This is a genomic window from Streptomyces sp. YS415 (assembly GCF_023544665.1).
Lineage (GTDB): Bacteria > Actinomycetota > Actinomycetes > Streptomycetales > Streptomycetaceae > Streptomyces.
This window is the reverse complement of sequence record NZ_JAMJFL010000034.1, coordinates 40,812-59,817: the sequence shown is the minus strand read 5'-3', so window position 1 is coordinate 59,817 and position 19,006 is coordinate 40,812. Positions and strand designations below refer to the sequence as shown.

The window sequence follows — 19,006 nt, the reverse complement described above, 5'->3', positions numbered from 1 at the left end:
ATGAGCAGCACTGCCATCACCAACATCGCCACGCTGGTCACCAACGACCCCTCCCTCGGATGGGGGTCCCCCCGCTCGAGCAAATTCGAGAGTGGGGGAGGGTCCCCCCTCGGTCTGATCCAGGACGCGGCCGTCGTCGTCGACGGCGACCGCATCGCGTGGACCGGTGAATCAAGCAAAGCACCCGCCACTGACAACCGGGTCGACGCCCAGGGCCGGGCCGTCCTGCCGGGCTTCGTGGACTCCCACTCCCACCTGGTCTTCGCGGGGGACCGCACGCAGGAGTTCAACGCGCGCATGTCAGGCCGCAGTTACACGGCCGGCGGCATCCGCACCACCGTCGCCGCCACCCGCGCCGCCTCGGACGAGGAACTCGAGCGGAACCTCACCCGCTATCTCGCCGAGGCCCTCCGCCAGGGCACGACCACGTTCGAGACCAAGTCGGGGTACGGCCTGACCACCGAGGACGAGTCCCGCGCCCTGCGCATCGCCGCCGCCCACACCGACGAGGTGACCTACCTCGGCGCCCACATCGTCCCCCCGGACCACGCCGACGACCCGGCCGGCTATGTCGCCCTCGTCACCGGCGAGATGCTCGACGCCTGTGCGCCGTACGCCCGTTGGATCGACGTCTTCTGCGAGAAGGGCGCCTTCGACGGCGACCAGGCCCGCGCGATCCTCACCGCCGGCAAGGCCCGGGGCCTGCACCCCCGCATCCACGCCAACCAGCTCTCCTACGGCCCCGGCGTCCAGCTCGCCGTGGAGCTCGACGCGGCGAGCGCCGACCACTGCACCCACCTCACCGACGCCGACGTGGACGCGCTGGCCGGCGGGAACACCGTCGCCACCCTGCTCCCCGGCGCCGAGTTCTCCACCCGCGCCGAGTGGCCCAACGCCCGCCGCCTGCTCGACGCGGGCGTCACCGTCGCCCTGTCCACCGACTGCAACCCGGGCTCGTCGTTCACCTCGTCGGTGCCCTTCTGCATCGCGCTCGCGGTACGGGACATGGGGATGACGCCGGACGAGGCGGTCTGGTCGGCCACGGCGGGCGGTGCCGCGGCCCTGCGCCGCACGGACGTCGGCCGCATCACCCCGGGCGCCCGCGCCGACCTCACCCTCCTCGACGCCCCGAGCCATGTCCACCTGGCCTACCGGCCGGGCGTCCCCCTGGTGACCGGCGTATGGCACAAGGGCGTACGCGTCCTCTGACGCACCCGACGCGTCCCGTCGCCCGGCGGCGGTCCGCCGCTCACCCCGCCCGCCACCGCTGCCCCGCGCTCCCGCTCTCCGCCACCAGCGCCACCGCTCCGTCCCCGGCCGGTGTCACCGCGTGGCCGGGGGCGATGCCCGGGCGGATCACGCCGCGGGCGTCGACCGCGAACCGCAGGTTCTGGCCGTTGCTCCCGTGCACCGAGTCGCAGGTCCAGATGCCGACGCCCCGGTCCACGGAGCCGCGGCTGTCCAGGCAGAACTCCGGGTCGGCGGCCGACTGCACGACCCCGCGCCCGGTGTCCACCCGCCACAGCTGGGTGCGGGAGGACGTGCAGGGCGCCGTGACGACGTCCGTCCCCTTCTCGAAGTCCCCGCCCCGGACGTCCAGGCACAGTCCGCTGGAGACGTTCACCACGCGCGCGTACGAGGTGCCCGGCGGCCGGTGCGACGGCGTGGGGGTCGGCGCCGGACCGGGCGTCCGCGACGGCGGCGCCGGACTCCGCGTGGGGGAGGGCGCCTTGGACGTCGGCGAGGGCGCCGGGGACGACGGGGTCGCCGACACGGTCGCCGTCACCGTGACCGGCGGCGCACTCGGCGGCGTGTGCACCGCGTTCACCGGCTCCTGGCCCTCCTCGCGGGAGCCGCCCTGCGTCACCAGGAAGACCAGCAGCGGCGCCAGCGCCACCCCCAGCGCCGCCGACACCAGGGCGAACCGCCGGGACAGCGGCCAAGGGGCGCTCGCGGCAGCGGGGACCGCGGCCCGGGGCGACGGTTCGTCCATGACGTACGCAGCCCCCGCCCACGGCAGCAGCCCCTCGGCCAGGGCGCGGCGCGGGTCGTCCCGCAGGGCGGACAGCTCCTCGTAGGCGGCCGTACAGGTCGCGCAGCGCGCCATGTGGGTGTGCAGGTCGGTGCTCGTGCGCGGGCTGTCCGGCCGGACAGCCTCCTCGATCAGCCGGTGGAAGTCACGGCAGTCTGGGTCGTCCGAGGCGGCCAGCCGGGTGCGCAGGCAGGCGCGGCCGAGCTGCTGGAGGGCCGCGCCCGTGCCGTAGGTCACGTCCTCGCGGGTGAGGGCGAGGAAGGCGGCCGTGCGCTCGGCCGGTTCGCGCTCCACGACGGTGTACCAGAGGACGCCCTGCACGCGCGCGGGGAGCGAGTGGAACGCGCCGAGCATGGGCGGGACGGGACCGGCCGGGCCCGCCGCGTTCAGCACGAGCAGCAGCCCCGGATCGAGGCCCGCCGCGCGCTCGTCCGCCGCCCAGGACGCGGCCAGCCGCCCGGTGAGCAGCAGGAGCCGGTGCCGCCAGGGCCCGCCGGGGTCGATCCCGCGGGCCGTCTCCCGGGCGGTGAGGGTGAAGACCTGAGCCGCCAGCTGCCGGGCCGCGAAGTCGCCGGTGGCGCAGAGCCGGGCGTACGTCAGGACGGCGGGCAGATGACGGGCGCGCAGCTCCTGCAGCGCCGCGAACGCGGTGGCGGAGTCGGCGCGCAGCAACGCGGTCAGCCGTACGTCGCTGTCGTCGGCCCACGCCATCCACTGCCTCCTCGTGCCCGTCCCTACTGGCGGGTATGACCGCACATAGTGCGGGACGGCGACCCGGGAGGAAAGGGTTTCCCCGGGTAACTCACGGGGTGCGCGGAGAAAAAGCCGAGGGGCCCGGTTCCCACCGGAACCGGGCCCCTCGGCAGGTACGAGGGAGGGCGGCCGTCACTGCTCGACCGTCAGCCCCTTGCGGAGCCTCACCAGGGTGCGGGCCAGCAGCCGGGAGACGTGCATCTGCGAGATGCCGAGCTCCTCACCGATCTCCGACTGGGTCATGCCCGCGACGAACCGCAGGGAGAGGATCGTGCGGTCCCGGGACGGGAGTTCGGCGATCAGCGGCTTCAACGACTCGATGTACTCGATGCCTTCGAGCCCGTGGTCCTCGTAGCCGATGCGGTCGGCGAGCGCGCCCTCGGAATCGTCCTCCTCCGGCTGGGCGTCCAGTGAGGAGGCGGTGTACGCGTTCGACGCCGCCATGCCCTCGACGACCTCGTCCTTGGTCAGACCCAGGCGCTCGGCGAGTTCGGCCACCGTCGGGGAGCGGTCGAGCTTCTGGGCGAGTTCGTCGCCCGCCTTCGCCAGGTCGAGCCGGAGTTCCTGGAGTCTGCGCGGCACCCGCACGGACCAGGAGGTGTCCCGGAAGAAGCGCTTGATCTCACCCACGATGGTAGGCATCGCGAAAGTGGGGAACTCGACTCCACGGCTGAGCTCGAAGCGGTCGATCGCCTTGATCAGGCCGATGGTGCCGACCTGGATGATGTCCTCCATGGGCTCGCTGCGGGAGCGGAAGCGGGAGGCGGCGAACTTGACCAGCGCGAGGTTGAGTTCGACGAGCGTGTTGCGGACGTACGAGTACTCGGGGGTGCCTTCCTCCAGCGACTCCAGGCGCTGGAAGAGGGTCTTGGACAGGGCCCGTGCGTCCACCGGCCCCACCTCGTCGTACGGAGGTATCTCCGGCAGGCCGGCGAGTAGGTCGTCCTGCTCGATGGGATCCAGATGTTCCGGGGGGGAAGCCGACGTCGCTTCGTGGGTATGCGATGCGTCGAGCCGGGGTGACATGATGTCCTCCATCGTTCTCGGCATATGGCTGCCGATGCCAATGCGTGCACTGCGGTGTGCGGCGCCTCCAAAGCCGGCCGTGTTGGTTTTCGTGTCTCTACTAGCCCTACCCGGTTTCCTGAGGTCCTCGCAAGTGCGTTCTGTTGGCAAATGTCCGTTTGCGGGTAGATGTTCGGGTGTCGAAGGGCGCGCGGAAGGCGTAATGTTCGAGGGCGTCATTCAGCACCCAGGACGTCGGGAGTGAGACACGGCATGGACCGCGGGACAGTCGGCAGCGCACAGTCTGGCCGACTTCTGGTGGAGGTGCGGGAAGAGGGCTCCAGTGCCGTCGTGACCCCCGTAGGTGAGTTGGATCACCACACCGCCGATTTGTTGCGTGAGCCCCTCGAGGAGTGCCTCGGGAAGGGCTTCAGCAGGCTGGTCGTCGACTGTGCGCGGCTGGATTTCTGTGACTCGACAGGGCTCAATGTGCTCCTCGGCGCCCGCCTGAAGGCGGAGGCCGCCGGGGGCGGCGTCCATCTCGCGGCGATGCAGCCGGTGGTGGCCAGGGTGTTCGAGATCACCGGGGCGGAGGCGGTCTTCACCGTCCACGACAGCCTCGAATCCGCACTGAGCGACGAGGCCGGCTGACGGTGATGGCGGCCCCCTGCGCCGCATCCGCCGTCCCTTGTGGAACGCCACTCTCCGGACGTCACGCGATTCGTACCGAATACAGGGGTGTTTCGCCGGTCCGCTCGGGCAGGAGACACCCGGGACATGTCGCTGTCATGGCGGCGTGGGTAGTCGAGCGGACCTCTGTAGTGACTGTCTTCTTCCAACCTGAACTGGTGAATCGGTGAGGTGAAGCGCTGATGAGCACCACCCGGCCCTTCTCGCCGGGCGACCGCGGCCCCGAGCCCAGCGGCGCTTCCGGGGTGTCCGACGGGGAGGCGTCCGTGCCGTCCGTGCCGTCCGAACCGGTGACGGGCCGGCAGGTCCGCAGCCTCAGCCTCGTCGGGGAGAGCGGAGTCGTGCCGCTCGCGCGTGACTTCACCCGGCAGGCGTTGTACGCGTGGGGCTGGCTGCCGGCCGCCACCGCCGATCAGCGGGCCGCGGCGGAGGACGTGCTGCTGGTCGTCTCCGAGCTGGTCACCAACGCCTGCCTGCACGCCGAGGGGCCGGAGCAGCTCCGGGTCACCTGCGACAACAAGGTGATCCGGCTGGAGGTCTCCGACCGGGGCGCCGGTCAGCCCGCGCCCCGCACCCCGCACCGCGCGAGCCGCCCCGGCGGCCACGGCATGTTCATCGTGCAGCGGCTCTGCCTGGACTGGGGGGTCGTACGGGCCCCCGGAGTCACCGGCAAGACGGTCTGGGCGGAGCTCGGCGCCCCCGCCTAGGGGTTACCCCGGGTCATCCCCTGGCCATCGCCTCCACTCGACCCTCCTTCCCTGTGCGCCGGATCGCCACAACTCCGGCGCGCATCGTGTCTTCCCTCCTCCGGGCCCCGGGCGTACCTTGACGGCCGATCTGATGTGCCGTCAGGAATCGAGAGGGAGCGGAAACCGTGTCGTACCGGAAACGAAGCGCCGCACTCGCGTCCGTCGCGGCCCTGGCCGGCTCGGCGGTGCTGATGGCCGCCCCCGCCGCCCGGGCCGAGGTCGTCGACGTCAACTACCAGTGCAAGACACCGATCGGTGACAAGAACGCCGTCTCGCCCATCGACATCAAGAGCGCCGGGAGCGGCGGCGGTTACACGATCACCATGTCGTGGCAGAAGGGTGTCTCCTCCAGCCCCGTCGAGCTGGGCAAGGGGGCGATGAACCCCAGCGCCACCATCGAACTCGGCGGCGCCGACAGCGGCACCATGACGGTGACGGGCCCGGCGAACCAGGAGGCCGTTCCCGCCAACACCCCCATCAAGATCAGCGACCTGACCGGCACCTATACGCCGAAGAAGTCCGGCGAGGTCACCTTCACCCCGGGGGTGCTCACCATCAAGGCGCTCGGCACGACGACCACGTGCACCCCGTCGAACGGCCCCGGCCCCGCGCTGAAGCTCGACGTGAAGGCGGCCGGCGGCGGCGACACCGGCTCGCCCTCCAGCGGCTCCGGCGCCGAACTCCCGCAGACCGGCCCCGAGGACTCGGCCGTCGCCCTCGGCACCCTCGGCGGCACCGTGCTCCTCGCGGGCGCTGCGGGCGCGCTGTGGCTGACGCGGCGCGAGCGGACGGTACGGCGCTGAATCCCCCGTACCACCGCGGGAGCCGTCCATGCCGCCGGCCGGTGCGGTCGGCACGGGTGCGGACGTCGAGTCGACGGGAGAGGTGACGTGAACGGCAAGGTGCGGATCGCGGCGCTGCTCGTTCTGCTGCTGCTCGCGCTGTCGGCGGCGCCCGCCCCGGCCGCCGATCCGCCCACCGTGCGACTCTCCGCCCCTCAGGCGGGCACCGGAGGTTCGGTCACCGTCACCGGTGAGGGCTGGCGGCCCAGGGCCCTGCTGATGATCCTGATCTGCGGGCAGTCGGTGCCCTCGACGGGCGTGACCGGGGGCACCGACTCCTGTGCCAACGCGGACGGCCGGGCCGTGACGACCGACGCCGAAGGCCGGTTCAGCCGGAGACTGCCGGTGGCCGAGCCCCCGGTGCCGTGCCCGTGCGTGGTGCACGTCGCCACGGTGCAGGGCGCGCCCGCCGAAGCCGACGCCGCCTTCCAAGTGGCCGGGCACGCGGTCGAACCGCTGCCCGCGGACGCGTCCGGCGGACGTCTCGCCGTCCTCACCGACACCCGCCTCGACGGCTCGAGCTCCCTGCTGACCTGGTTCGGCGCCCCGCCCTCCCGCACGCTCGTGTTCACGGTCGGCAATGTCGGCACCTCGGCCGTGCGGGATCCGGTCTTCCGGGTCGGCACCTCGCACGGGGTGTTCGCCCCGGAGTGGCAGGAACAGCAGTGGCGCGGCACGATCCGCCCCGGCGGCAAGGCGCGCGTCGAACTGCCCGTCGAACTGGCCGCCGGAGCGCACGGCGGCTACACCGTCTCGCTGACGTACGGCGGCAAGGTCATGGCCGAACAGCCCTGGGACGTGGGCCGCCCCTGGGGTGTGACCCTGTTCTGGGTCCTGGTCTGCCTGGTCGTACCGGCCGCGCTGTTCCGCGCGGGCCTGGCCGCCGTCGACCGGGTACGGCCCCGCCCGGACCGCCGCCGCCGCGGACTGCGCCTGCCAGGGCTGAAACCCCGTCCGCAGGCCAGGCACGCGATGTCCTCGACCCCGCAGTGGTTCACCCCGGACGCCGCTCCCAGGACAGCCGGTCGGCTCTCCGCACCGCACGACGAGGGCCCCACGAGTCCCCGTACCTGAAGGGCGCAAAGCAGCGGGGCCGCCGTGACCCGCGCCGGGTCACGGCGGCCCCGAGGCCGCGGGCAACGTCAGTGCACGCCGCCCATGAGCTCCTTGACCCGCTTGCGGTACATCCACACCGCCACACCGGCGACCACCGCGAGGGTCGCCTCCAGGGCGACGACGCCCGTCTTGTTCAGGTCGACCCCGCCGATGGACAGCAGCCCCGTGGTGGCGTCACCGGCGGTGACCGCGAGGAACCAGACGCCCATCATCTGCGAGGCGTACTTCGCGGGGGCCATCTTCGTCGTCACCGACAGACCCACCGGGGACACCATCAGCTCACCCACGGTCTGCACGAAGTAGATCGCCACCAGCCACATCGCGGCCGCCTTGTGACCGCCCTCGGCGATCGACAGCGGGGCGAGGAACAGGAAGAAGGACACGCCGACCAGGACCAGGCCCGAGGCGAACTTCACGACCGTGCTGGGCTCCTTGCCGCGCCGGTTCAGCGCCAGCCAGAACCAGGCGAAGACCGGCGCCAGGGCCATGATCAGGACCGGGTTGACCGACTGGTACCAGGAGACCGGGAACTCCCAGCCGAGGACGCTGTTGTCGGCCGAGGAGTCGGCGAAGATCGACAGGGTCGAGCCGCCCTGGTCGTAGATCATCCAGAAGACGGCCGCGGCGACGAAGAACCAGATGTACGCGGACATCGACTTCTGCTCGGTGCGGTCCAGGTCCTTGTCGCGCTTTATGCGGACCAGGACCATCGTCGGGATGATCACGCCGAGCAGGGTCAGCGGGACCAGGATCCAGTTCAGCGTGTAGCTGCCGGAGAAGCCGACGACGGCGTAGAAGACCACGGCGATACCGGCCCAGACGGCGGCCTTGCGCAGGGTGGTGGACTTCTCCGCGGCGGACAGCGGCGTCGGGACGACGCTGGAGCGCTCCGCCAGGTGGCGGCTGCCGATCAGGAACTGGGCGAGGCCGAGCCCCATGCCGAGCGCGGCGAGCGCGAAGCCCAGGTGCCAGTCCACGCTCTCGCCGATGGTGCCGATGATCAGCGGCGCGGCGAAGGCACCCAGGTTGATGCCCATGTAGAAGACGGTGAAGCCACCGTCGCGGCGCGGGTCGTCCGGGCCGTCGTAGAGGTGGCCGACCATCGTGGAGATGTTGGCCTTCAGCAGACCCGAGCCGATGGCGACCAGGCCGAGACCGGCGAAGAAGGTGCCCGAGGAGGGCAGGGCCAGCGTGAGGTGGCCCAGCATGATCACCGCACCGGCGACCGCGACGGTCTTGCGCGGGCCCCAGACCCGGTCGCCGAACCAGCCGCCGGGCATGGCGAGCAGGTACACGAGCGACACGTACACGGAGTAGATCGCGGTGGCGGTGGCCGCGTCGAGGTGGAGACCACCCGGCGCCACGAGGTACAGCGGGAGCAGAGCCCTCATGCCGTAGTAGGAGAACCGCTCCCACATCTCGGTCATGAAGAGAGTGGCCAGTCCGCGGGGGTGGCCGAAGAAGGTCTTCTCGGAACCGGGGGTGCCCGGAGTGACCGAGTCCTTCGTCAGGCTGGACGCCATGGTCGTTCCTTGCTGGTCGGGACGCGCGGGCGGAGCGTTGCGCGCCCGGTGGGGGGCGGCCGGCACCGGCGCGGCCGGGCCGTCCACCCCACGCCCAGGGGAGTTCGCTCCGGGTCACGGAGCGGGGGACACCGACCACCGGGATCCACGCCCCGTCCTCGGGGCCCGGCCACAGGTCATTCCTTCCGGGCCGGCGGAAACCGGCCCGCACACGGAAGAGACCTCCAGCGTCACTTGCTCGCCGAAGGCCCCGCGATGCTACAGGCGTTCAATCACCATACGTCAGGACAGTGCCGGAAATGGAAGGACTTGAGACGCGGATCACAGGTGTCGGGGGAACCGCGTGCACCCTTTCGAAGGTCATCATCAGGATGGCACCTCAGACCTACTGGTCCATACCAAGGTAAGAGCCGGGTAGGCGGGAGGTGAGAATCACTCCTGACCGTCACGCCCCGGCTCTTGTCATGGGCGGACTACCATCTGCTCATGACCCGTGTACTGCTCGCCGAGGACGATGCGTCCATCTCGGAGCCGCTGGCCCGCGCACTGCGCCGGGAAGGGTACGAGGTCGAGGTGCGTGAGGACGGACCCACGGCGCTCGACGCCGGGCTGCAGGGCGGTGTCGACCTGGTCGTGCTGGACCTCGGGCTGCCCGGCATGGACGGCCTGGAGGTGGCGCGCCGGCTGCGGGCCGAGGGCCACAGCGTCCCGATTCTCATCCTCACCGCGCGCGCCGACGAGGTGGACACCGTCGTCGGGCTCGACGCGGGCGCCGACGACTACGTCACCAAGCCCTTCCGCCTCGCCGAGCTGCTCGCCCGGGTCCGGGCGCTGCTGCGCCGCGGCGCGGCGGAGCCGCAGCAGCCGCCGGCCACCCACGGCGTGCGGATCGACGTCGAGTCGCACCGCGCCTGGATGGGCGAGGAGGAGCTCCAGCTCACCGCCAAGGAGTTCGACCTGCTGCGGGTGCTGGTCCGGGACGCGGGCCGGGTGGTCACGCGGGACCAGCTGATGCGCGAGGTCTGGGACACCACGTGGTGGTCGTCCACCAAGACGCTCGACATGCACATCTCCTGGCTGCGCAAGAAGCTCGGCGACGACGCGGCGAACCCCCGCTACATCGCGACCGTGCGGGGTGTGGGCTTCCGCTTCGAGAAGAGCTGAGCCCTTTCGGGAAGGGCTGAGCCCTTTCGGGAAGAGCTGAGCCCCGAGTGGAGACCGTGAGTAGACAGTGAGTAGGTAGTACGGGTCCATGCGCCGCCGTCTGATCCAGTCCACGCTCGCCGTGGTGCTCGTGGTGATCGCCGTGTTCGGGGTCTCCCTCGTCATCGTGGAGACCCGCACCATCAGCAGCACCGCCCAGGAGCGGGTGGACTCCGAGGCGGTGCGGCTCGCGTCCATCGTGGACAGCAGGCTCCTCGCCACCGGCGCGGTCACCGCGGACATGCTGCGCGACCAGGTGCCCAAGGACCGGTACGCCGTCATCCGGGTGCCCGGCGAGCGGCCCATCACGATCGGCACCAAGCCCACCGGCGACCTCATCAGCGCCTCCCGCGTCGGCGAGGAGGGCGAGACGGTCACCGTCGCAGAGCCCCGCTCGGCCGTCACCCGCGAGGTCGGGCGGACGCTGCTGATCATCGGCGCGGTGGCGCTGCTGGCGGTCATCGCCGCGGTGCTGCTCGCGCTGCGCCAGGCAAACCGCCTCGCGTCCCCGCTGACCGACCTCGCCGAGACCGCGGAGCGTCTCGGCTCCGGCGACCCGCGGCCCCGGCACAAGCGCTACGGCGTCCAGGAGCTGGACCGGGTGGCGGACGTGCTGGACGCGAGCGCCGAGCGGATCGCCCGCATGCTGACGGCGGAACGCCGGCTCGCCGCGGACGCCTCCCACCAGCTGCGCACGCCCCTGACGGCCCTGTCGATGCGGCTGGAGGAGATCACCCTCACCGACGACCCGGAGACGGTGAAGGAGGAGGCGATGATCGCGCTCACCCAGGTGGAACGCCTGACGGACGTGGTCGAGCGGCTGCTGACGAACTCCCGCGACCCCCGCACCGGCTCCGCCGTCACCTTCGACCTCGACGAGGTCATCCAGCAGCAGCTGGCGGAGTGGCGTCCGGCGTACCGCAGCGCGGGCCGGGCGATCGTGAGCTCGGGCAAGCAGCACCTGCACGCTGTCGGCACGCCGGGGGCGGTGGCCCAGGTGCTGGCGGCCCTGATCGAGAACTCGCTGATGCACGGGGGCGGCACGGTGGCCCTGCGCACCCGCGTCACCGGCAACCAGGCCGTCATCGAGGTGACGGACGAGGGCTCCGGCGTCCCCGCGGACCTGGGCGCCCGTATCTTCGAGCGGGCGATCAGCGGCCGTAACTCCACGGGCATCGGGCTGGCGGTGGCCAGGGACCTGGCGGAGGCCGACGGCGGCCGGCTGGAGATGCTGCAGGCGTCCCCGCCGGTGTTCGGCCTGTTCCTGTCGCGGACCCCGACCAAGCCGACGGGGAACGCGACCCCCACGGTCCGCTAGGGCGTCACGGGCGCCGGCCCGCGGCCTGCGGGGCGCGGCCCTGCCGGGGGCCGGGCGGCGGGGTCGGCGCCGCCGGATCCAGGAACGATTCCGCGCCCGCCGCCTCCCGGGCCGGCAGCGCGCGGAACACCCAGGTGCGGTAGGACCAGAAGCGGAAGAGCGTCGCGATGCCGATGCCGACGAACTTGAAGATGTTGCTCTGCAGCGGGCTGTCCCAGTGGAAGCCGTAGGTGGCCACGAACAGGATGCCGTTCTCGATGACCAGGCCCACCCCGCTGAACAGCAGGAACAGGGTCATTTCCCGGGTGCGGCCGGTCTTGTCGCGGTCACGGTAGGTGAAGTGGCGGAAGCCCACGTAGTTGAAGGCGATGGCCACCACCGTCGCGATGACACTGGCCCGCACGACCGGCAGGTCCGTCAGGTGCCGCACGAGGTTGAAGACACCGAGGTTGACGAGCAGCCCCGCGCCGCCCACGGCGCCGAACTTCACGGCCTCGTGCACATAGCGTCGTACCAGCTCGGAGGAACCACGTCCCATGGAGTGAAAGCCCCCGTCGGTCGGTTTCGTCAACCAAGCCATGCTAACCACCCCTCCGCGCGAGCGCCCGCGGACCGGCATGCAGGAGCGGAATCAGGCCGCCCCGCGGTGGCCGATACCCTAGGGGTGTGACGTTCCCGGTAGTCGGCATGGTCGGCGGGGGCCAGCTCGCGCGTATGACACACGAAGCAGGCATCCCGCTCGGCATCAGGTTCAAGCTCCTCAGTGACACCCCTCAGGATTCCGCGGCCCAGGTGGTGAGCGAAGTCGTCCTCGGCGACTACCGCGACCTGGACACGCTGCGTGACTTCGCGCGCGGGTGCGATGTGATCACCTTCGATCACGAACATGTACCCACCGAGCACCTCAGGGCTCTGGAGGCGGACGGCATTCCCGTGCGCCCGGGCCCCGACGCGCTGGTGCACGCCCAGGACAAGGGGGTGATGCGCGCGAAGCTGGACGCGATCGGCGTGCCGTGTCCGCGGCACCGCATCGTCGCCGACCCCCAGGACGTGGCGGCCTTCGCGGCGGAGGGCGCAGGCTTCCCGGTCGTCCTCAAGACCGTCCGCGGCGGCTACGACGGCAAGGGCGTGTGGGTGGTCGACAGCGTGGCGGAGGCCGGGGCCCCCTTCAAGGCCGGCGTCCCCGTGCTCGCCGAGGAGAAGGTGGACTTCGTCCGCGAGCTCGCCGCCAACGTCGTACGGTCGCCGCACGGCCAGGCCGTCGCCTACCCGGTGGTGGAGTCGCGGCAGGTTGGCGGCGTCTGCGACACCGTCATCGCGCCCGCCCCCGACCTCGACGCGACCCTCGCGCTCCAGGCCGAGGAGATGGCCCTGAGCATCGCCAAGGAGCTCGGCGTCGTCGGCCACCTCGCGGTCGAGCTGTTCCAGACCCGCGACGGCCGCATCCTCGTCAACGAACTCGCGATGCGCCCGCACAACTCCGGCCACTGGTCGATGGACGGCGCGATCACGTCCCAGTTCGCCAACCACGTCCGCGCGGTCCTCGACCTGCCCCTCGGCGACCCGCGCCCGCGGGCCCCCTGGACGGTGATGGTCAACGTCCTCGGCGGCGACTACCCGGACATGTACTCCGCGTATCTGCACTGCATGGCCCGCGACCCCCAGCTGAAGATCCACATGTACGGCAAGGACGTGAAGCCCGGCCGCAAGGTCGGACACGTCAACACTTACGGCGACGACCTGGACGACGTGCTGGAGCGCGCCCGTCACGCTGCCGGCTATCTGAGAGGCACGATCACCGAATGAGCCCGGTTGTAGGCATCGTCATGGGGTCGGACAGCGACTGGCCGGTCATGGAGGCCGCCGCGCAGGCGCTCGCCGAGTTCGAGATCGCGTACGAGGTCGACGTCGTTTCCGCCCACCGCATGCCGCGCGAGATGGTCGCGTACGGCGAGCAGGCCGCCGACCGCGGCCTGAAGGTGATCATCGCCGGGGCGGGCGGCGCCGCCCATCTGCCCGGCATGCTCGCCTCGGTGACCCCGCTGCCGGTGATCGGCGTGCCGGTGCCGCTGAAGTACCTGGACGGCATGGACAGCCTGCTGTCCATCGTGCAGATGCCGGCCGGGGTTCCCGTCGCCACCGTCTCGGTCGCCGGTGCCCGCAACGCCGGGCTGCTCGCCGCCCGGATCCTCGCCGCCCACGACGAGGAACTGCTCGGCCGGATGCGGGAGTTCCAGCAGGAGCTGAACGACCAGGCCACCGAGAAGGGCAGGCGCCTGCGCACCAAGGTCGAGGGGTCCAACGGCTTCGGCTTCGGGAAGTGACGGCGATGGGCTCCCTGGCGGCGGCCCGGGAACTGCTGCGCGAGTTCCCGGTGGTGGACGGGCACAACGACCTGCCCTGGGCGCTGCGCGAGCAGGTCCGCTACGACCTCGACGCCCGGGACATCGCCGCCGACCAGAGCGGCCGTCTCCACACCGACCTCGGCCGCCTGCGCGCGGGCGGGGTCGGGGCGCAGTACTGGTCGGTGTACGTCCGCTCGGACCTGCCGGACCCGGTCACCGCGACGCTGGAGCAGATCGACTGCGTACGGCGGCTGATCGACCGGTACCCGTCCGACCTGCGGGCCGCGCTGACCGCCGCCGATCTGGACGCGGCGCGGCGGGAGGGCCGGATCGCCTCGCTGATGGGCGCGGAGGGCGGGCACTCCATCGCCAACTCCCTCGGCACCCTGCGCGGCCTGTACGCGCTCGGCGTGCGCTATCTGACGCTCACCCACAACGACAACGTGGACTGGGCGGACTCCGCGACCGACGAGCCGGGCGTCGGCGGCCTGTCCGCCTTCGGCCGCGAGGTCGTACGGGAGATGAACCGCGCGGGCATGCTGGTCGACCTCTCCCACGTGGCCGCCACGACGATGCGGGACGCGCTGGACGCCACCGCGGCGCCGGTGATCTTCTCGCACTCCTCGGCGCGGGCGGTGTGCGACCACCCCCGCAACATCCCGGACGACGTCCTGGAGCGGCTGCCCGCCAACGGCGGGGTGGCCATGGTCACGTTCGTGCCGAAGTTCGTGCTGCAGGCGGCGGTCGACTGGACGGCCGCGGCGGACGAGAACCTGCGCGAGCACGGCTTCCACCACCTCTCCGGCACCGCCGAGGCGATGCGGGTGCACCGCGCCTTCGAGGAGCGTCATCCGCGGCCCGTCGCCACGGTCGCGACGGTGGCGGACCACCTCGACCACATGCGCGAGGTCGCGGGCATCGACCACCTCGGCATCGGCGGCGACTACGACGGCACGGCCTTCACCCCGGACGGCCTGGGCGATGTCTCCGGCTACCCGAACCTGATCGCCGAGCTCATGGACCGCGGCTGGTCCACCGCCGACCTGGCCAAGCTGACCTGGCAGAACTCCGTACGGGTGCTGGGCGCGGCCGAGGACGTGGCGCGTGAGCTGCAGGCCACGCGCGCGCCCTCTCACGCCACCATCGAGGCGCTGGACTCCTGATCGCCGAGGGCGGGGTAGTCGGTGTAGCCGGTCGCCCCGCCGACGTACATCAGATAGCGGTCCCGGATCTCGTTCAGCGGCGCCCCGAGCCGCAGCCGGGTCACCAGGTCCGGGTTGGCGAGGAAGGGACGCCCGAGCGCGACGAGGTCGGCTCCGGCGTCCAGCAGCCGATGGGCGGCGGCGTCCACGGCCTCCGTGGTGAGTTCCGTCAGCACCGGGTTGGCGATGAGGGTGCCCGGCCAGGAGGCGCGGATCCGCCGGAAGAGGGGTGCGCCGGGGTCGGCGTGCACCAGGTGCAGATACGCGAGGCCGAGGGGGCGCAGCGCCGCGACGAGCGCCGGGTAGAGCCGCTCGGTGTCGCCCTCCTCGATGCCGTTGACGGTGAGACCGGGGGAGAGGCGCACGCCCACCCGCTCCGGGCCGATGGCGGCCGCCACCGCCTCGACGACCTCCACCGTGAACCGGGTGCGGTCCTCGCCGTAGGCGTCCGTGCGGCGGTTGGTGTTGGCGGCGAGGAACTGGTGCAGCAGATAGCCGTTGGCGGAGTGCACCTCGACGCCCTCGAAGCCGGCGTCGACCGCCCGGCGCGCGGCGGCCGCGAAGTCGGCGACCGTGGCGCGGATGTCGTCCGCGGTCATCTCCCTCGGGACGACGGCCGGCCGGTGCCCGTCCGGGGTGAAGACCGTGTCCGGGAGCGGGACGGGGGAGGGCGCGAGCGGGGTGTGGCCGCTGTTCACGGGGTGGCCGATCCGGCCGCCGTGCTGGATCTGGAGGAACATCCGCCCGCCGGCCTCCCGCACGGCGTCGGTGACCCGCCGCCAGCCCGCCACGTGCTCGGGGGTGTGGATCGCGGCGATGTCCGGGTACGTCCGTCCGACCGCGTTCGGTGTCGCGGCCTCGGCGACGATCAGGCCGGCGCCGGCGCGCTGGGCGTAGTACTCGGCCATCAGGTCGGTCGGGGTGCCGTCGGCGGCGGCCCGGTTGCGGGTCATCGGCGCCATCACCAGACGGTTGGCGAGGGGGAGCCGGCCAAGGGCTGTGGGTTCCAGGAGGTTCGTCATGCCCGTACCGTAGAACCTGACATCCGTGTCAGATTCAAGGCGAGGTGAGCATGCGGATCGGTGAACTGGCCCGGCGCACCGGGGTGAGCGAACGGTCGTTGCGCTACTACGAGACCCAGGGGCTGCTGCGGGCCGACCGCACGCCCGGCGGGCACCGCGACTATCCGGAGGCGGCCGTCGACCGGGTCATCCGGATCCAGGAGCTGTTCGCGGCCGGACTGCACAGCAGCCGGATCGCCCAGCTGCTGCCCTGCATGCGGGACACCGACGGCGGCCCCTCGGCCGTGGCCACGCCCAAACTGGTCCACGACCTCACCGAGGAACGGGACCGGATCGACCGGATGATCGCCGACCTGCTGCGCTCCCGGGAGACGCTGGACGAGGTGATCGAGGCGGCGCAGGGGGGTTGAACGGGGGGAGCCGGGGCACCTGGCGCTGCCGGGTCCGGGCCGGGGACGCCTGCGGTGGCCGGTGGCGGGTGGCGGGTCCGGCCCGGGGTGGTCGCCGGGGTCGCTGGACCGGGGGACCCCCGAACGCCCCGTCCACCAGGAAGGGGCCGGTGGCCCGTGCGACGGTGGCCGTACAGCGATCGCCTCGCACGTACGGAGCCCGCCATGGCCGATCTCCAGGACGACCTGCACACCGCCGCCGAGGCAGGCGCGCTCGACGATCTGCCCCTGGCCGACCCCTTCCCTGACGGGCCCGACGGGCCGCCCCTCCCGCTCGCCGACGATCCGGACGCCGGGCCCCTGGAGCGCGCCCACGTCCTGCTCGCCGCGCACCCCGTCGCCGACGGCTACAGCGGCCTGCCCTGGGCGCTGCGCCATCTGCCCTGGTACGACCTGGAGGTCGGCGAGAGCGCCGTCGACACCGATGTGCCGCGGCTGCGGCAGGGCCATGTCGCGGCGCTGTTCTGCTCGCTGCACCTCCCGGAGGGGCTTGCCGCGGACCGGGCGGTCGCCGCGACCCTGGAGCAGCTCGACCTGGTGCGCACGGTGATCGCCGGCCACCCCGAAGGGCTGCGGCTCGCCCGCACCGCCGGCCAGGTCATCGACGCCCGCAACTGCGGGCGCGCCGCGGTGCTGCTCGGCCCCGCCACGGCCGCCGCGCTCGACGACTCCCTGGCCATCCTGCGCGTACTGCACAGCCTGGGGCTGCGCGTGCTCACGCTGACCGGGACCTCCTGGGCCAGCGAGGCCGGGCTGACGCGCTTCGGCGAGGAGGTGATCCGCGAGATGAACCGGCTCGGCGTCCTCGCCGACCTCTCCGGCGCCTCCGAGGAGACCATCCAGCGGGTGCTGGCCTCCTCCAAGGCACCGGTGCTGTGCACCCGCTCCGCCGCCCGCTCCCTGCGTCCGCACCCGGCCAACCTCCCCGACGACCTGCTCACGGAGCTGGGTGCCGCGAAGGGGCTGTGCATGGTGCCGCTGACCGCCGAGCAGACCGGCCCCTCGGTCCGGGACGTCGCCGACCACCTCGACCACGTCCGCGCGGTCGCGGGCCCGCAGTGCGTGGGCCTGTCCGGCACCTACGACGCCGGCACCGCCCACCCGCAGGACCTCGCCGACACCTCCTGCTACCCGCACCTCGTCGCCGAGCTGCTCCGCAGGGGCTGGACGGAAACCGACCTGGCCCTGCTGACCTGGGGCAATGTCCAGCGCGTCCTGCGCACCGCCGAATCCGCCGCCCGCGCGGCCCAGCAGCGCCGCGAGCCGTCGACGGCCCAGATCGCGGACCTGGACGCCTAGCTACTCCCCCGCCGGGATCCGGCACAGGCAGAACGGATGCCCGGCCGGGTCGGCGTACACCCGGAAGTCCTTCTTCTCGAAGTCCTCCCGGTCCAGCACCCGCGCGCCCAGCGCCAGCACCTTCTCCTCGGCCGCGTCGACCTCCTCCCAGGTGCTGCCCGCGTCGAAGTCGACATGGAACTGCTGGGAGTTCTCGTCGGCCCGCGGCCACTGCGGCGGGGTGTGGCCGAGCGCCCGCTGGAAGGCGAGCCGGGGCCCGCCCGGGACCTGGAGGACGACCCAGTCGTCGTCCTCCGCCTGAGGCGTGCCGCCGCCGATCCCGGCATAGAAGTCCGCGAGCGTGTGCGGGTCGGGACAGTCGATGACGACGGAACGGAAACGTGCCACGGGTGTCACGGGATGCCCTCCTTCATCGGCGGACGCGCAGACGTCATCCGGCGCAGAGGCAGAACGGGTGCCCCGCCGGATCCGCGTAAACCCGGAAGGTCCGGCTGCGGTCCTCCGCGTCCAGCGGCTTGGCGCCGAGCTCGAGGACGCCCTTCTCGGCGGTGTCCAGGTCCGCCACCTTGAGGTCGAGATGGAACTGCTGGGAGTTCAGGTCGGCGCGCGGCCACTGCGGCGCCACGAAGCCGGGGGCGGCCTGGAAGGCGAGCTGCTGCCCGCCGGGCAGCTTGAGGTCCACCCACTCGCCCTGGTCCTCGATGGTGCCGCCGAGGACACCGGCGTAGAACTCGGCCAGGGCGTGCGGGTCGGGACAGTCCAGGACGACGACGTCCAGGGTGGCGAGAGCCATGACTTCCTCCGCGATCTCGTGGTTCTGGCGTGGTTACTGGCAAAGGCGCGTATGCGGTAACGCCGTTACTGCATGCTGCCCCATTGGAGGTAACGTCGCAACCATGAATACGCGTTCGCCCGCACCCGGCGGTCTGGAGCTGGTCCAGTCCCTGGTCAACACGCTGGATCTGGAGTCGGGCGCCGACGCGCTGGACACGCCGGAGGGCCGGGCGCGCCTGGGGCTGAGCGAGGACGAGGTACCGGCCGCCCGCGAGCTGCGCGAGTCGCTGCGGGCGGTCCTCCTGGCCCACGCCGGCCACCCCCCGCACCGCGAGGTGACCCCCCTGACGGACCTGCTCTCCCGGGCCCCGCTCCGGCTCACGGTGGACGCCGGCGACGGCTCGGCCACCCTCACGCCCCCGGACGCCCGCTCCCTGGTCTCCCGCGTCGCCGCGGCCGTCGCGGAGTCCCTGGTGGCGGGCACGTGGGCCCGCCTGAAGGCCTGCGAGGCCACCGACTGCCACTGGGCGTACTACGACCGCAGCCCCGCGGGACGCGGCCGCTGGTGCTCGATGCAGGTGTGCGGGGCCCGGGCGAAGATGCGCCGGTACCGCGCCAAGTAGCGTGACAGCAGGGCCGGTTGAGCACTCCAGGGGCCCCGCGCCCCGAGGTGCGGCAGAATGC

General features: G+C 72.2%; 20 protein-coding genes. 13 read left to right on the top strand and 7 right to left on the bottom strand.

Annotated features, from left to right (window positions below; all coding sequences use genetic code 11):
* Entirely contained in the window at positions 1 to 1,209 is a 1,209-nt protein-coding gene (gene hutI, locus M8H82_RS31115; RefSeq protein ID WP_250078426.1) for an imidazolonepropionase, read from the top strand.
* Between the two features lie 40 nt (positions 1,210 to 1,249).
* Here the strand turns inward: hutI and M8H82_RS31110 are convergent, their stop codons facing one another.
* Together M8H82_RS31110 and M8H82_RS31105 are read right to left on the bottom strand one after the other, a co-directional pair.
* Positions 1,250 to 2,743, bottom strand: coding sequence for an RICIN domain-containing protein (locus tag M8H82_RS31110; protein WP_250078425.1), 1,494 nt, complete (start codon positions 2,741 to 2,743; stop codon positions 1,250 to 1,252).
* Positions 2,744 to 2,917: 174 nt separating this feature from the next.
* Complete coding sequence (locus M8H82_RS31105) at positions 2,918 to 3,823, bottom strand: RNA polymerase sigma factor SigF (RefSeq protein WP_250078424.1); 906 nt, start codon at positions 3,821 to 3,823, stop codon at positions 2,918 to 2,920.
* Between the two features lie 240 nt (positions 3,824 to 4,063).
* On the opposite strand from M8H82_RS31105, the gene M8H82_RS31100 reads away from it, so the two are divergent.
* The 4 genes from M8H82_RS31100 to M8H82_RS31085 all read left to right on the top strand — a co-directional run bounded on the left by M8H82_RS31100 (position 4,064) and on the right by M8H82_RS31085 (position 7,145).
* Entirely contained in the window at positions 4,064 to 4,441 is a 378-nt protein-coding gene (locus tag M8H82_RS31100) for an STAS domain-containing protein (RefSeq protein ID WP_250078423.1), read from the top strand.
* Between the two features lie 221 nt (positions 4,442 to 4,662).
* Positions 4,663 to 5,187, top strand: coding sequence for an ATP-binding protein (locus M8H82_RS31095; RefSeq protein WP_250078422.1), 525 nt, complete (start codon positions 4,663 to 4,665; stop codon positions 5,185 to 5,187).
* Positions 5,188 to 5,354: 167 nt separating this feature from the next.
* Positions 5,355 to 6,032 (top strand): LPXTG cell wall anchor domain-containing protein, encoded by a 678-nt coding sequence (locus M8H82_RS31090; RefSeq protein WP_250078421.1) that lies wholly within the window; start codon positions 5,355 to 5,357, stop codon positions 6,030 to 6,032.
* Between the two features lie 87 nt (positions 6,033 to 6,119).
* A complete protein-coding gene (locus tag M8H82_RS31085) occupies positions 6,120 to 7,145 on the top strand; it encodes a hypothetical protein (RefSeq protein ID WP_250078420.1) in 1,026 nt (341 codons plus the stop codon).
* A gap of 68 nt (positions 7,146 to 7,213) precedes the next feature.
* Here the strand turns inward: M8H82_RS31085 and M8H82_RS31080 are convergent, their stop codons facing one another.
* The gene (locus M8H82_RS31080) at positions 7,214 to 8,710 is read right to left on the bottom strand and encodes an oligopeptide:H+ symporter (protein WP_250078419.1); all 1,497 of its coding nucleotides are present in this window, start codon (positions 8,708 to 8,710) and stop codon (positions 7,214 to 7,216) included.
* A gap of 486 nt (positions 8,711 to 9,196) precedes the next feature.
* On the opposite strand from M8H82_RS31080, the gene M8H82_RS31075 reads away from it, so the two are divergent.
* Positions 9,197 to 9,874 carry a response regulator transcription factor gene (locus tag M8H82_RS31075; protein ID WP_250078418.1) on the top strand — a complete coding sequence of 226 codons (678 nt, stop codon included), beginning with the start codon at positions 9,197 to 9,199 and terminating at the stop codon, positions 9,872 to 9,874.
* 88 nt (positions 9,875 to 9,962) lie between these two features.
* Positions 9,963 to 11,231, top strand: a complete 1,269-nt coding sequence (locus tag M8H82_RS31070; protein ID WP_250078417.1) for an ATP-binding protein — start codon at positions 9,963 to 9,965, stop codon at positions 11,229 to 11,231.
* 4 nt (positions 11,232 to 11,235) lie between these two features.
* Here the strand turns inward: M8H82_RS31070 and M8H82_RS31065 are convergent, their stop codons facing one another.
* Positions 11,236 to 11,769 (bottom strand): GtrA family protein, encoded by a 534-nt coding sequence (locus M8H82_RS31065; RefSeq protein WP_250078444.1) that lies wholly within the window; start codon positions 11,767 to 11,769, stop codon positions 11,236 to 11,238.
* 128 nt (positions 11,770 to 11,897) lie between these two features.
* On the opposite strand from M8H82_RS31065, the gene M8H82_RS31060 reads away from it, so the two are divergent.
* From M8H82_RS31060 to M8H82_RS31050, 3 genes are read left to right on the top strand one after another with little or no spacing between them, the layout of a single operon-like run.
* The gene (locus M8H82_RS31060) at positions 11,898 to 13,037 is read left to right on the top strand and encodes a 5-(carboxyamino)imidazole ribonucleotide synthase (protein WP_250078416.1); all 1,140 of its coding nucleotides are present in this window, start codon (positions 11,898 to 11,900) and stop codon (positions 13,035 to 13,037) included.
* Positions 13,034 to 13,555: a 5-(carboxyamino)imidazole ribonucleotide mutase gene (purE, locus tag M8H82_RS31055; RefSeq protein WP_250078415.1), complete on the top strand. Its 522-nt coding sequence runs from the start codon at positions 13,034 to 13,036 to the stop codon at positions 13,553 to 13,555. Before M8H82_RS31060 ends, purE begins: the two co-directional genes overlap by 4 nt.
* Before the next feature lie 5 nt (positions 13,556 to 13,560).
* The gene (locus M8H82_RS31050; protein ID WP_250078443.1) at positions 13,561 to 14,739 is read left to right on the top strand and encodes a dipeptidase; all 1,179 of its coding nucleotides are present in this window, start codon (positions 13,561 to 13,563) and stop codon (positions 14,737 to 14,739) included.
* Here the strand turns inward: M8H82_RS31050 and M8H82_RS31045 are convergent.
* Positions 14,709 to 15,800, bottom strand: a complete 1,092-nt coding sequence (locus tag M8H82_RS31045; RefSeq protein WP_250078414.1) for an alkene reductase — start codon at positions 15,798 to 15,800, stop codon at positions 14,709 to 14,711. The genes M8H82_RS31050 and M8H82_RS31045 overlap by 31 nt on opposite strands.
* 50 nt (positions 15,801 to 15,850) lie before the next feature.
* Here M8H82_RS31045 and M8H82_RS31040 point away from each other — a divergent pair, with 50 nt between their 5' ends.
* Entirely contained in the window at positions 15,851 to 16,210 is a 360-nt protein-coding gene (locus M8H82_RS31040; protein ID WP_250078413.1) for a MerR family transcriptional regulator, read from the top strand.
* A gap of 204 nt (positions 16,211 to 16,414) precedes the next feature.
* Positions 16,415 to 17,548: a dipeptidase gene (locus M8H82_RS31035; protein WP_250078412.1), complete on the top strand. Its 1,134-nt coding sequence runs from the start codon at positions 16,415 to 16,417 to the stop codon at positions 17,546 to 17,548.
* Here M8H82_RS31035 and M8H82_RS31030 read toward each other — a convergent pair whose 3' ends face one another.
* Both M8H82_RS31030 and M8H82_RS31025 read right to left on the bottom strand, forming a co-directional pair.
* Positions 17,549 to 17,944, bottom strand: a complete 396-nt coding sequence (locus M8H82_RS31030) for a VOC family protein (RefSeq protein ID WP_250078411.1) — start codon at positions 17,942 to 17,944, stop codon at positions 17,549 to 17,551.
* A gap of 34 nt (positions 17,945 to 17,978) precedes the next feature.
* Positions 17,979 to 18,341, bottom strand: coding sequence for a VOC family protein (locus tag M8H82_RS31025; protein ID WP_250078410.1), 363 nt, complete (start codon positions 18,339 to 18,341; stop codon positions 17,979 to 17,981).
* Between the two features lie 103 nt (positions 18,342 to 18,444).
* Between M8H82_RS31025 and M8H82_RS31020 the strand changes: the two genes are divergently transcribed.
* Entirely contained in the window at positions 18,445 to 18,945 is a 501-nt protein-coding gene (locus tag M8H82_RS31020) for a CGNR zinc finger domain-containing protein (RefSeq protein WP_250078409.1), read from the top strand.
* The last annotated feature ends 61 nt before the right edge of the window (positions 18,946 to 19,006 follow it).